General features: G+C 63.9%; 11 protein-coding genes. 4 read left to right on the top strand and 7 right to left on the bottom strand.

Annotation, left to right across the window (positions count from 1 at the left end; all coding sequences use genetic code 11):
* The first annotated feature begins 223 nt into the window (after positions 1-223).
* Positions 224-994 carry a ParA family protein gene (locus IB229_RS07435; RefSeq protein ID WP_192326461.1) on the top strand — a complete coding sequence of 257 codons (771 nt, stop codon included), beginning with the start codon at positions 224-226 and terminating at the stop codon, positions 992-994.
* 64 nt (positions 995-1,058) lie between these two features.
* Here IB229_RS07435 and IB229_RS07430 read toward each other — a convergent pair whose 3' ends face one another.
* The 5 genes from IB229_RS07430 to IB229_RS07410 form a co-directional block, all read right to left on the bottom strand.
* A complete protein-coding gene (locus IB229_RS07430) occupies positions 1,059-1,853 on the bottom strand; it encodes a universal stress protein (RefSeq protein ID WP_192326459.1) in 795 nt (264 codons plus the stop codon).
* 111 nt (positions 1,854-1,964) lie between these two features.
* Complete coding sequence (locus tag IB229_RS07425) at positions 1,965-2,408, bottom strand: YiiD C-terminal domain-containing protein (RefSeq protein WP_192326457.1); 444 nt, start codon at positions 2,406-2,408, stop codon at positions 1,965-1,967.
* 117 nt (positions 2,409-2,525) lie between these two features.
* Positions 2,526-2,966: a thioredoxin TrxC gene (gene trxC, locus IB229_RS07420; protein WP_192326455.1), complete on the bottom strand. Its 441-nt coding sequence runs from the start codon at positions 2,964-2,966 to the stop codon at positions 2,526-2,528.
* 157 nt (positions 2,967-3,123) lie between these two features.
* Positions 3,124-4,401 (bottom strand): bifunctional O-acetylhomoserine aminocarboxypropyltransferase/cysteine synthase, encoded by a 1,278-nt coding sequence (locus IB229_RS07415; RefSeq protein ID WP_192326453.1) that lies wholly within the window; start codon positions 4,399-4,401, stop codon positions 3,124-3,126.
* 132 nt (positions 4,402-4,533) lie between these two features.
* Entirely contained in the window at positions 4,534-5,511 is a 978-nt protein-coding gene (locus IB229_RS07410) for a sulfite exporter TauE/SafE family protein (RefSeq protein WP_192326451.1), read from the bottom strand.
* A 199-nt stretch (positions 5,512-5,710) separates the two neighbouring features.
* Between IB229_RS07410 and IB229_RS07405 the strand changes: the two genes are divergently transcribed.
* Together IB229_RS07405 and IB229_RS07400 are read left to right on the top strand one after the other, a co-directional pair.
* Positions 5,711-6,973: an MFS transporter gene (locus IB229_RS07405; protein ID WP_192326449.1), complete on the top strand. Its 1,263-nt coding sequence runs from the start codon at positions 5,711-5,713 to the stop codon at positions 6,971-6,973.
* 257 nt (positions 6,974-7,230) lie between these two features.
* Entirely contained in the window at positions 7,231-8,325 is a 1,095-nt protein-coding gene (locus IB229_RS07400; protein ID WP_192326447.1) for a helix-turn-helix transcriptional regulator, read from the top strand.
* A gap of 497 nt (positions 8,326-8,822) precedes the next feature.
* Here the strand turns inward: IB229_RS07400 and IB229_RS07395 are convergent, their stop codons facing one another.
* On the bottom strand, positions 8,823-9,077 hold the full coding sequence (locus IB229_RS07395) for a hypothetical protein (protein WP_192326446.1): 255 nt from the start codon (positions 9,075-9,077) through the stop codon (positions 8,823-8,825).
* A 244-nt stretch (positions 9,078-9,321) separates the two neighbouring features.
* Here IB229_RS07395 and IB229_RS07390 point away from each other — a divergent pair, with 244 nt between their 5' ends.
* Positions 9,322-10,806: a hypothetical protein gene (locus IB229_RS07390; RefSeq protein ID WP_192326443.1), complete on the top strand. Its 1,485-nt coding sequence runs from the start codon at positions 9,322-9,324 to the stop codon at positions 10,804-10,806.
* 77 nt (positions 10,807-10,883) lie between these two features.
* On the opposite strand, the gene selO is transcribed toward IB229_RS07390, so the two are convergent.
* On the bottom strand, positions 10,884-12,347 hold the full coding sequence (gene selO / locus IB229_RS07385) for a protein adenylyltransferase SelO (RefSeq protein ID WP_192326441.1): 1,464 nt from the start codon (positions 12,345-12,347) through the stop codon (positions 10,884-10,886).
* Positions 12,348-12,402 lie beyond the last annotated feature (55 nt).

Here is a 12,402-nt window from a genome sequence, read left to right as displayed (position 1 = left end):
GGTGCTGGCATTATCCAGACCCCGGCTGGCATGCGCAAATTTTGACACAATTGCCCGGACGGGAGGTCTTGCAGGATTGTCGTACTTCTCGCCCTTGTCATGCGCTTTGCATAGAATTCCCCGACATTTGGGCGCAACCTGTCGAGGTTTCGTGACCGTTGCCATCGCCAGTCATTGGCCAAGGCGCATGCGGATACCGGCAGGTTTTTCAGGGAGGTGTGCAATGCGGCGTGTGGTTTTCAACCAGAAGGGCGGGGTGGGCAAGTCGAGCATTGCCTGCAACCTGGCGGCAGTCAGTGCAGAGCAGGGTTATCGCACCCTGCTGATCGACCTGGATGCCCAGGCCAACTCGACCCACTATCTCACCGGCCTGACCGGCGAAGAGATTCCCATGGGGATCGCCGAGTTCTTCAAGCAGACGCTGTCGGCCACCTCGTTCCGCAAGAACAAGGTGGACATCTACGAGACGCCGTTCGAGAACCTCCACGTGATCACTGCCACTGCCGAGCTGGCCGACCTGCAGCCCAAGCTCGAGCAGAAGCACAAGATCAACAAGCTGCGCAAACTGCTCGAAGAGCTGGGCGAGGACTACGAGCGGATCTACCTGGATACCCCGCCGGCGCTGAACTTCTACACCGTCTCCGCGCTTATCGCCGCCGACCGTGTGCTGATCCCCTTCGACTGCGACAGTTTCTCGCGCCAGGCACTGTACGGGCTGCTGCGCGAGATCGAAGAGCTCAAGGAAGACCATAACGAAGACCTGGAAGTCGAAGGCATCGTGGTCAACCAGTTCCAGCCGCGCGCCACCTTGCCGCAGCAACTGCTCGATGAGCTGGTGGCCGAAGGCCTGCCGGTGCTGCCGGTCAACCTGATGAGTTCGGTGAAGATGCGTGAGTCGCACCAGGCTTGCGTGCCGCTGATCTTCTTCGACCGCAGCCACAAGCTGACCCAGCAATTCGTCGAACTGCACGACCTGCTGGAGAAGGCCGACTGACTGGCGCAGTGGAAATGAACAAGGGCGCCTGTTGGCGCCCTTGTCGTTTCTACGGTGGAGCCGTTCAGCGCACGACGAAGATGTCGCACGGCGCCTTGTGCAGGAAGTGTTGCGCCAGGCTGCCGAGCAGGGCCTGGGACAGTGCGCTGCGGCCGTGGCTGCCGAGCACCAGCAGTTGTGGCTGACGCTGGGTCAGGCATTCCTGCAGGGTGCGGGGCAGGGTGCCGGGCTGGATGTCATGGCTGAGCTGCGGACCGTTGCTGGGCAGGTTGAGGGTTTCGTCCTGCACCAGCTGGTCGATCAGCGCGCGTTGAGTGACCAGTTGCTCGCTGGCCGGACCGAAGTTCTTCACCGGCTCGAACACGTGCAAAGCATGGATGGAGGCCTCTTCCGGCAGCAGGCGTGCGGCGCGGCCGAGGGCGGTGCAGGAGCAGAGCGAGAAGTCCAGGGCCGACACGGCGCTGCGGTAGGGCTGGTCCTCATCCTGCGCCACGAGCAGCAGGGGGACGCTACAGCGGCGGGCGATGCGGTCGAGGCTGGTGCCGGAGAACAGTTCGTGGCGCTGGTGCTGGGCACCGAGCACCAGCAGGTCGGCACCCAGTTGCTGTACCTGGTCGAGCACCGCATCGGCCGGCTTGCCCTGGCACAGGCGCAACTCGCTGCCGGCAGGGGCGTAGCGCGTCAGGCTCTCGTCGAGGCGCTGCTGGGCTTTGTCCTGTTCGGCCTGACTCAGGCGCGGGTCGAGTACGTGCAGCATGGTCAGGCGGGCATGGTGCTGGCGCGCCAGTTGCGCGGCGCGGCGCAGGGCGAGGTCGGCAGTGCTGCGTAGATCGTGGGCAATAAGGATGTGTCTGATCATGGTCTGTCCTCTTGGCGCGGCGGACGTCGACCGCGCTGTAACCCGGTAAGGGGTTTTCCGTTTTGACACCCAGTGATAGACCCGCTTTGCCCGCGCGGCAAGCCCCGCGCGTCAGTGTTTGCGTAATTGGTACAGGCCTCTACTTTCCGCCACCACTTCGCCACTGGTATCGCGCAGTTGCAGCTCCAGCAGGTACTCGGCCTTGCCCTCGCGTTCGGCTTCGCTCTGGATGCGCTCGATCTCTGCGGCACTCAGTCGCGCCTCCACGCTGATATCGCTGGTCGCGGGGCGGCGGAAGCGCAGGGTCATTTCCTTGATGATCGGGTAGAAGCGTTGGGCGTCGAAGCTGGTGAGGAACAGAGCGCCGCCGGGTATCTCCGCCAGGGTGAAGAGTGCGCCGGCGTATGCGCTGCCGATGTGGTTCTCATTGCCGGCCAGGGGGATGTGCAGGCGCACCAGGCCGGGTTCGAGCACGTCGGCGCGCAGGCCCATGCGGCGGACGAAGGTGATCTTTTCTTCGGTGAACATTCGGGCCAGTTCGAGGGGCAAAGGCATGGTCGGCTTTCCAGGAGGCGATGCTTGCAGCCTAGTCGCCTACTGGCCGAGCACAATGACCGCGCGGCTCGTCGGTGCTGACCGATCCGCTCAGCCTCCGCCCGTTATCGGCACTGCTCAGGCGGCGATGCCCTGGCTGCGCAGCCAGCCGAGCAACTGTGGCAGGGGCAGGGCGCCACTCTGGCGGGCGACTTCCTCGCCACCCTTGAACAGGATCAGGCTGGGGATCGAGCGGATGCCCAGTTGCCCGGACAGTTGTGGGTGAGCCTCGCTGTCCAGCTTGCCCAGGCGGCAGCGCCCGTGCAGGTGTCGCGCGGCCTGCTCGAAGGTCGGTGCGAAGCTGCGGCACGGCCCGCACCAGCTGGCCCAGACGTCCACCAGCAGTGGCAGGTCGCCCTTGCGCTGGGCGGCGAAATTGGCCTGGCTCAGCTCGAATGGCGTGTCGCTCAGGACCGGGTTCTTGCAGCGTCCGCAACGCGGCGCGTCGCCCAGGCGCTCACCGGGAATGCGGTTGAGGCCGCTGCAGTGGGCGCAGGGAATCAGCAGGGGTTCGCTCATGGTGGTCTCTCCTTCGTCTGCCTAACGTGGTGGTTTGGCGGCGGCAAAACAAGGGGCGAGGGTTCGAGTGCGGCTTGGGCGGGCATGGAGCTGCCCACCCGTGAGGGCGCGACGATGCGTGCAGAGGCAGGAGCCGGCGCGGCTCCTGCGGGATGGGTCAGTCGCGGGCAGCGTCCAGCGCCTGGGCCAGGTCGGCGAGGATGTCGTCGCTGTGCTCGATGCCGATCGACAGGCGCACCATGTCGCGCGGCACGCCGGCCTTCTCCAGTTCCTCGTCGTTGAGCTGGCGGTGGGTGGTGGAGGCTGGGTGGCAGGCCAGCGACTTGGCGTCGCCGATGTTGACCAGGCGTACCACCAGCTTGAGCGCGTCGATGAAGCGCGCGCCGGCCGCCTGCCCGCCCTGGATGCCGAACGAGAGGATCGAAGCCGGCTTGCCGCCGGTGTAGCGCACCGCCAGGTCGTGCTCGGGATGGTCCGCCAGGCCGGCGTATTTCACCCAGACCACCTGTGGGTGGCCCTTGAGGTACTGCGCCACCTTGAGCGCGTTCTCGCAGTGGCGCTCCATGCGCAGGGCCAGGGTTTCCAGGCCCTGCAGGATCAGGAAGGCGTTGAACGGCGACAGCGCCGCGCCGGTGTTGCGCAGGGGCACCACGCGGCAACGGCCGATGAACGCGGCCGGGCCGAAGGCGTCGGTGTAGGTGACCCCGTGGTAGGACGGGTCCGGCGTGTTGAGCAGCGGGAAGCGGGTCTTGTGATCCGCCCAGGGGAACTGCCCCGAGTCGACAACGATGCCGCCGATGCTGCTGCCGTGGCCGCCGATGTACTTGGTCAGCGAGTGCACGACGATGTCGGCGCCGTGCTCGAACGGCCGGCAGAGAATCGGCGTGGCCACGGTGTTGTCGACGATCAGCGGCACGCCATGGCGGTGTGCGGCGTCGGCCAGGGCCTTGAGGTCGACGATGTTGCCGGCCGGGTTGCCGATGGATTCGCAGAACACCGCCTTGGTCCTGTCGTCGATCAGCGCTTCGAGGGCGGCGATGTCGTCGTGGGCGGCGAAGCGGGTCTGGATGCCGAAGCGCGGCAAGGTATGGGCCAGCAGGTTGTAGGTGCCGCCGTAGAGTTTGGCCACCGAGACGATGTTGTCACCGGCCTCGGCCACGGTCTGGATGGCATAGGTGATCGCCGCCATGCCCGAGGCCACGGCCAGCGCGCCGACGCCGCCTTCCAGTGCGGCGATGCGCTGTTCGAGTACGTCGTTGGTGGGGTTCATGATGCGCGAGTAGATGTTGCCGGCGACCTTCAGGTCGAACAGGTCGGCGCCGTGCTGGGTGTCGTCGAAGGCAAAGGAGCTGGTCTGGTAGATCGGCACCGCCACGGCCTTGGTGGTCGGGTCGGGGCTGTAGCCGGCGTGGATGGCCAGGGTTTCCAGTTTCATGCGGGGCGTTCCTTCAGGGCAGAGAGAAGGCCGCAGCATGAAAAAGCCCACGGGCCCGGTCAATGCGCTGGAGCAATGAATCGGGCGGTGGGCTAGATCGTTTTCGCCGGTGGCTAGAACCGCTTTGGCGGGTCAGGCCAGTGCCTGGTAGATGTTGTAGGCGCTGATCAGGGTGATCAGGCAACCGACGATGGTCAGCAGGGTGCGCGCCGAGAGCTTCTTGCACAGCAGCGCGGCGAACGGCGCGGCGAACATGCCGCCGAAAACCAGGCCGGCGACCATCATCCAGGTGTCCGGCTGGCCGGCGAGAAGAATGAACGAGGTGGCGCTGGTGATCGTCAGGAAGAACTCGGCGAAGTTGACCGAGCCGATGGTGGTGCGCGGGTCGCTGCCCGAGCCGAGCAGGCTGCTGGTGACCACCGGGCCCCAGCCGCCACCGCCGGCGGCGTCGACGAAACCGCCGAACAGGGCGAGCTTGGCCACGTGCTTGGGTTCTTCGCGCTGGCGTTTCACATGACGGTAGGCCTTGCGCAGGATGTACAGGCCCATCAGCAGCAGGTACGCGGAAATGAAGGGCTTGAGCACCGCGCCGTCGAAGCTGGTGATCAGCACCGCGCCGAGTATCGCGCCGATGATGCCGGGCAGCAGCAGGCGCAGGAACAGCGACTTGTTGACGTTGCCCAGTTTGACGTGAGAAATCCCCGACAGGCCGGTGGTGAACACTTCGGCGATGTGCACGCTGGCGCTGGCCGCAGCGGGTGAGGCGCCGGCGCTGAGCAGGAAGGTGGTGGCGGTGATGCCGTAGGCCATGCCCAGGGCGCCGTCGATCATCTGGGCGAAGAAACCGACGGCCACGGCGCTCCAGAAGGTCGGGCTGCTCAGCGTGCTTTCGATGATCTCCAGGCCGCTGCTGCCGTTGTCACCGAAGAACAGGCGCCAGGCGAGGAAACCGAGCAGGCCGACCAGCACCACCACGGCGAACCACATGGCGAAGCGCAGAACGGGATGGTTGTCGGGGTGCGAGACGTAGTCTTCGACGGGGGGCAATCCCAGCGCTTCATGCTCGGTGTTGACCGGGCTCTGGCTGAAATCGAGGTCACGGATTTTCATGCGGTAAGGCGCCTGACAGCGGGTGGTAGAACAGGCCGGGGTAAAACAGCGGGCCACCTTAAGCGGCTTTCCTTAGAGAGTCTAAGAATGTTTAAGAAGGTTTATATTCGATTTGGTTTTTAGTGACGCGCCGTATCCAGCGGTTGCCTCGCGCTGATTGTCCCGCCTAGTCTTGCCCAGGATTCTCTGGAACTCGCGTATGAACGCCACCGCTCGCCCGTCCACCACCACGCTGGTTCTGCTCGCCTCCCTGTACTGCGCACAGGGCTTGCCGTCGGGCCTGATCGCCCACGCGCTGCCGGTGTTGCTGCGCCAGCACGGCGTCGATCTGGCGTTGATCGGCCTGCTCAAGCTACTGGCGCTGCCCTGGCTGCTCAAGGTGCTGTGGGCGCCGTGGATCGACCGCATTGGTTCGCGCCGGCTCGGCCACCATCGCGGCTGGATCCTGCCGCTGCAGGGCGTGGTTATCGTCTGCCTCGGCGGCCTGGCGCTGCTCGCCCCGCAGCTGCTGTTCGGCCCCGCCGTGTGGCTGTTGCTCGGCACGTTGCTGCTGATCAACCTCGCCGCCGCCAGCCAGGACATCGCCACTGACGGCCTCGCCGTGCGCCTGCTGCCGGAGCGCTGGCGCGGCCTGGGCAACAGCCTGCAGGTTGGCGGCTACAAGGTCGGCATGCTCGCCAGCGGCAGTGGCCTGCTGCTGTTGATCGCCCCGCTCGGCTGGAACCTGTCCATCGCCCTGCTGGCCGCGCTTCTGCTGCTGATGACTTTGCCTATCTGGCGCTTTCGCGAGCGTGAACTGCTGCCGCAGCACACGGAGCAGGCCGAGCGTGCCGGTGCCGGGTTGCTCTGGCGGCATTACCGCGGCCTGCTGGCGCAGCCGGGTATGCTCGCCTGGCTGCTGGTGGTGCTGACCTTCAAGCTTGGCGACGCGCTCGGCTCGCCGATGATCAAACCGATGCTGGTCGACCAGGGCTGGGATACCGCCGCGCTTGGCCAGCTGACCCTGATCAGCAGCCTGGCCGGCATCGGCGGCGCGCTGCTCGGCGGCCTGCTGTACGCACGAATCGGCGCGCTGCGCGCACTGTTGATCTTCGGTGCGCTGCAGGCCTTCGGCATCGCCGGCATGGCGCTGCTGGTGGGGCAGGGCGGCAACGCGGCGCTGGTGTATGGCGTGGCGCTGTTCGAACAGATCGCCGACGGCATGTCCACCGTCGCCCTGTTCGCCGTGATGATGAGCCGCTGCCGCCTGGAGCACGAAGGCGCCGACTTCACCCTGCAGGCCAGTGCAGTGGTCCTCCTCTCCGGCCTGGTCGGTGCCAGCAGCGGCGTGCTGGCCAAGGCCCTCGGCTACCCGACGCTGTTCACCGGCGCCGGCCTGCTCGGCGCGGCGATGCTGCTACCGGTGCTGTGGTACTTCACGCGCAGGACCGGTACGGCGAACGGGATCACAGCGAGCAACTGACGGTCATGTGTTTGCCCGGTCCGCCAGGGGGTCGGCTCTTATTGCTCATACAGACTCCACTGCAGATGGGTGCATGGCTTGATCGGAATTTGGTCTCCAAGGGATGATGGCAAGACGCTTCTACAGGCATTCGGAGTAGCCAATCACTGATTGAGGGGGGAGGGAGGCGTGATGAGAGTCTGCGGTGAGTTCGTTTCATTCATCTGCATGCACGCGCCTGAAGAGACCTCAGGCGCTCATCATGGGCAGGTGTGAGCATGCAGAACCGACATGAAGCGTTGTATGACGAACTGCTCGCGCTCAGCTACGAATGCGTACTCGACAGTTCGGCCTGGCATCGATTGCTGGCACGGCTGAGCGAGGCCAGCGGGCGGCAGAGGGGCATTCTGATGCTCTGGGACGAACAGCGCCCACATGCCCAGGTTTCGTCCTTCTATGCCTGCGAGGCTGATTCGGTTGAGGCCTACAACCGCTACTTCTGCACGCTGGACCCGACGGGGCCACTGCTGGAGCACAGGGACAAGGGGCTGTGGTACCACGACTTCGCCGAGCTGACCGTACAGCAGATCAACCGCAGCCCCTACTACCAGGAGTTCAAGCGGCCTTACGGCATGCGCGGTGTCTCCTGCGTGAAGTTGCAGAAGTCGCAGCAGCAGAGCGCCTTCCTGTCCCTGTTGACCAACCTCGATGCGCGGCAACCGAGCGCCCAACAGCAGGCGCTGTTGACCCGCATCAGCCCGCATCTGGTGCGTACAGCGCAGTTGGCCAATGTGGTGAACGGCCTTGAGCTGGAGCTTGAGGCCCGACAGTTGCTGCAGGCGCAGCACGTCACTCCGCTCTGGCTGGTGAATGCAGAGGGGCGTGTGGTGTTCTGCAACGATGCAGCAGAACGGCGGCTGAAGGAGCCGGGCTTGCCGCTGGTGCAGCGCAATGATCGGCTAACGCTCGTCAGGACGAGTGGAGTTTTTACCGCCATGCTGCGCGCAGCCTGCGGCAGCAAGGGGGCGCCGCGTGCCGGGTGGTGTCGCCTGCCGGAGGCTTCCGGGGGCGAATTGTTGATTACCCCGGTCAATGCCGAGGCATGGTTCAATCTGTATTTCCAGGAACCGCTGGCATTGGTGGCGTTGCTGGACAACCAGCCGCGCACGCAACTGCTTGCCGAGCTGTTCCAGTTGACGCCCGCCGAATGCCGCCTTGCCGAGTTGATCGTGCAGGGCCTGAGTCCCGAAGAATGCGCAGGCCGTATCGGCGTCTCGATCAATACCGTGCGTACCCAGTTGCGGGCGCTGTTTCGCAAGACCGGGACGGATCGACAGGCTGAGCTGGTCAGCCTGTTTATGCGCCTGGGATAGCAGATGAGCGGTGCGCTGTATGGCCGCTATGGACTGGAAGGTCTGAGCGCATCCCGTTCTGGGGGTTGGCTGGCGGAGCCGTTCTCAACGGCTCAGCGCAGTTTGCAGTAGGCCGGGCCTTGTTCATCAGCGGTTATTTCTGCCTCCTTGGTGCGGCAGTAGATGGTTCCCGACTTCGGTATGCCATTGCTGTCCAGAAGAATGTTGTTGGTATTTCTATTGGGGTAGAAATCTACCCATACAAGATCGGATGTTCCAAGGCATTGGGCGACTGCTGTGCCACTGCGGCAACGTACACCCGAAACTATGTAGTTGCAGCTGTTTCTGACAATGTTCGGTGCCAGTGGTGTTGTTTTAAGGCAGCTGTCTTGCTGGTTGTCAGCCTCGCTGTATGCCAGAGTGGAACCGCATAGCAATATGGCTGCTATTGATAATTTGCAGGCGTTCTTCATTTGTATGATTGCCTCTTTAGTGTTGGGTAGTGCTAGGTTTTTTGTTTATTCGTATGTGCCTTTGGCCGTGCAGGTCCAGTCGCCTTTTATATATTCGCTGCGGTCTTCTGACTTGGAACATTCGCAACTTCCAATATCCACCAGTCTTCTCGTTCCCAGCTGCACGCTGATATCGTTCTGCAGCATTTTTCCTGCGCTGGCGCAGGCGGCGGCACGATTCTGGTTGGATGCCTCAACCACCTTTATCTCGCGATCTGCTGCATTGGCCGCGTTCAGCAGAACAAATGATAGGGTGATCATGGTTAGGTGCCGTAGCATGTAAGGTCACTCCTGCGTAAAAGAGCCTTATCATGCGTTTAGCAAATAGGCGGCGCATCATTCATATGGATGATGCGAATTTCTGTGCCGAGTTTTAACTTTTGTATAAGAAGGCAAGTGCTGCTGCGTTGCAGTGGGCGTCATGTCGATGCCGTGGCGTGGGGCTGTTTAAGCTACTTACTGACGAGTATTACATTCGTACTGAGTTTGCCGCGGAGATGAATATATGGGGAAAAGGCGCATATTGGTCGTTGCGCTATATGCATTGCTGGTGGGGTGCGGTGCGCCGCCGAGCAATACGGCAGCGACGCAGAGCTACGCTGCCGAGCAACGGCAGAAGGTGGCGATAGGGTCGGCGCTGGTTGCCATCCACCAGAAGTACATCACCACCCATCCCAAACTGATCCTGAGGGGCTTTGGGTCGGTGATTCTCGTCGCAGGAGAGGTCGCAACGGCTGAGGATCAGCGCCGCATATTCGATGAGGTTTCTGCGATCCCTTCTGCGCAGGTGTACACCTTCACGCTGGTTCGGCAGGTCAATACGCCGGAGCGATTGGCCAGGGACGAGGAGCTGCGAGCCAAGGTTGCCGAGCTCATACCCAGTAGCTACGGGATGGAGGTCTATGTCGTCGACGGACGTGCTGGCGTTGTGGGGCGGCTGCTCACGGAAAACTATGAACCGCTCAGGAATATTCTGACTGGCATCGAACGCAAGGTGCCTGGCGTCGAGGCAGATCCCTATCTGGTTCTGGTCATGCAGGGCAGCTTGAGTCTGATGACCGCGGAGCAGGCCTTGGACATGGGTGACTGGGCTCCCGCGGGAGCCAGGTCCTTACCCCCGATCCGCCCGAGCAATCTGTCGGGCACTGTCACGACCACGGCGATCAGGCCTACAGTGTCGACACCAACTCCGGTCATGCCAGCTGTAACGGTGGCTTCGACGCCTGTGGCATCGCTGCCTGCGACGGACTCTGGCCACGAGCGGGCTGACCCGCGCGGCGGTATGGGGGCAGTGGGTAGCCTGTTGCAAGCCACCGGGCAGATTGCCCAGGCCACGGGTGGACAGGGCTACGAGAGCGGCCTGCTGATGCAGGGTGTGGGCGCTGCTCTGGCGGGCGACGAGGTGGCGATGCAGCAGGCCAATGCTTCTGCGCTGCAGTACCAGGCGCAGCGCCAGGCCGATCAGGTGCAGCAACAACAGCTGGCGCAGCAGCAGGCGCAGGTGGCGATGCTTGCCGCTCAGCAGGCTCAGCAGGCTCAGCAGGCTCAGCAGGCTCAGCAGGCTCAGCAGGAGCGCATGCATGCGCTGCAGCAGCAGAGCTATGACGAGCCGTCCGTCAATCTGCAGACTCCCGGCAAATCAGCAGGCGGTTTCAGTTATACCCCTGCGGTCAATGCCTGCGTGGCCATTCAGCCCAACCCGAATATTCGCCAAGCCAATCAAATGGTGAATACCTGTTCTTTTCCAATACGAGTCACCTTCTGTACGGAAGGCGTGGTGAGCAGTGGGGACTTCAAGGGGCGTCGTGTAGACGAGTGCGCCAAGCGTCAGTGGCGGGGTAACTCGCTGGCGGCGGGAGGCCGGGACCTGCACAACTACAACCATGTGGGGGTGAGCACGGTGTTCATCGCCTGCCCGGAGCCGTTCTACGCTCCTGGCAGCAAGCTGACCTATGCCAATGGCGTGGCGCAGGGGCGCTGCCAAAAATAGCGGGCTGATACAGGTCGATCTCGCCGCCTGCATCCAGCTCAAAAAAAGCCCGCGACGTCCCCCCCTGACAGCCCCAGTCAGGACGAGCAGCTGATTTCCAGGTGCTTGCCCCATTCCGGTGGGCGTTCGGCGTAGCGTTCCATTCCGGGTTGCTCGTCGAACGGCCGCGACAGCACGGCGTGCAGCTCGCGCACCGGGGCGTAGTCGCCGCGTTCGGCGGCTTCGATGGCGTGCTGTGCCAGGTAGTTGCGCAGCACGTACAGCGGGTTGACCGCATGCATGCGTGCACGTCGCGCCTGCTGGCTGCCGCCTTCGCTGGCGACACGCGCGCAATAGCTCTCGGCCCAGGCATCGAAGGCGATGAGGTCGACGAAGTCGTCACGCACGACCTGCACTGCTTCGGCAGCAGGCAGGTCGCCAAGGCGGCGGAAGAACAATGAATAATCCACCGCGCCGCCCTGTTGCATCAGCTGCAGCAGGCGCTCGATCAGTTCGCCGTCCTGCTCTTCGGCACGGGTGAAGCCCAGGCGTTTGCGCATCAGGTCGAGGTAGTGCGCCTGGTACAGCGGCAGGAACAGGTTGATGCTCTCGCGCAGCGATTCGATGCTGACCAGCGGCACCAGGGCCTGGCCGAGGGCGGCGAGGTTCCACTGGCCGATCGGCACCTGGTTGCTGAAGCTGTAGCGGCCGCTGTCGTCGGAGTGGTTGCAGATGTGGTTGGCGTCGAAGTCGTCGAGGAAGGCGTAGGGGCCGTAGTCGAAGGTGATGCCGAGGATCGACATGTTGTCGCTGTTCATCACGCCGTGGCAGAAGCCATAGGCCTGCCATTTGGCGATTAGCTCGGCATTGCGTTCGACGATCTCGCGGAACATCGCCGCATAAGGCTCGGCCTGTTCCTGGCACGCAGGGAAATGGCTGCTCAGCACATGCTCGGCGAGCACCTGCAGCTGCTCGTGCTGCTGGGTGTAGTAGAAGTATTCGAAGTGGCCGAAGCGCACGTGGCTGGGCGCCAGGCGCAGGACCATCGCCGCGCTCTCCTGCTTCTCGCGCCATACCGGCGTGCTCGAGCCGGTGACGCACAGCGCACGGGTGCTGGGGATGCCGAGGGCATGCAGGTATTCGCTGGCGAGGAACTCGCGGATCGAGCTGCGCAGCACCGCGCGGCCATCGCCCATGCGCGAGTAGGGGGTCTGTCCGGCGCCCTTGAGGTGCAGGTCCCAGTGCTCGTCGGCGTCGTTGAGCACCTCGCCGAGCAGCAGGCCGCGGCCGTCGCCCAGGCGCGGGTTGTAGCTGCCGAACTGGTGCCCGGAATAGACCATCGCCCGCGGCTCGGCCTCGCTCCACAGCTTGTGCCCGGAAAACAGCTGGGCGAATACCTCGCTGTCCGCTTCGGCCGGATCGAGGTCGAGCAGCGCCATGGCCGCCGGGCTCGCCACTACCAGGCGCGGCGCGTCGATGGGCTCGGGCAGCACATGGGTGGAGAAGGCATCGCCGAGGCGGGCGAAGCGGTTGTCGAACTGCAGGTCGGTGAGGCGTTTCAACGGCGAGCTCCCGGTTGGCTGAGCGGGCATTGTCGGCGCCCCCGCAGCGTGCGTC

This window comes from Pseudomonas sp. PDM14, assembly GCF_014851905.1.
In the GTDB taxonomy this organism is placed as follows: Bacteria; Pseudomonadota; Gammaproteobacteria; order Pseudomonadales; family Pseudomonadaceae; genus Aquipseudomonas.
The sequence above is the reverse complement of the archived record's forward strand: the minus strand, read 5'-3'. Positions and strand labels throughout refer to the sequence as shown.

Coding starts and splice junctions, on each gene's coding strand:
- IB229_RS07435 (WP_192326461.1), top strand. CDS start 224: ATGCGGCGTGTGGTTTTCAACCAGAAGGGCGGGGTGGGCAAGTCGAGC.
- IB229_RS07430 (WP_192326459.1), bottom strand. CDS start 1,853: ATGATCAGACACATCCTTATTGCCCACGATCTACGCAGCACTGCCGAC.
- IB229_RS07425 (WP_192326457.1), bottom strand. CDS start 2,408: ATGCCTTTGCCCCTCGAACTGGCCCGAATGTTCACCGAAGAAAAGATC.
- trxC (WP_192326455.1), bottom strand. CDS start 2,966: ATGAGCGAACCCCTGCTGATTCCCTGCGCCCACTGCAGCGGCCTCAAC.
- IB229_RS07415 (WP_192326453.1), bottom strand. CDS start 4,401: ATGAAACTGGAAACCCTGGCCATCCACGCCGGCTACAGCCCCGACCCG.
- IB229_RS07410 (WP_192326451.1), bottom strand. CDS start 5,511: ATGAAAATCCGTGACCTCGATTTCAGCCAGAGCCCGGTCAACACCGAG.
- IB229_RS07405 (WP_192326449.1), top strand. CDS start 5,711: ATGAACGCCACCGCTCGCCCGTCCACCACCACGCTGGTTCTGCTCGCC.
- IB229_RS07400 (WP_192326447.1), top strand. CDS start 7,231: ATGCAGAACCGACATGAAGCGTTGTATGACGAACTGCTCGCGCTCAGC.
- IB229_RS07395 (WP_192326446.1), bottom strand. CDS start 9,077: ATGATCACCCTATCATTTGTTCTGCTGAACGCGGCCAATGCAGCAGAT.
- IB229_RS07390 (WP_192326443.1), top strand. CDS start 9,322: ATGGGGAAAAGGCGCATATTGGTCGTTGCGCTATATGCATTGCTGGTG.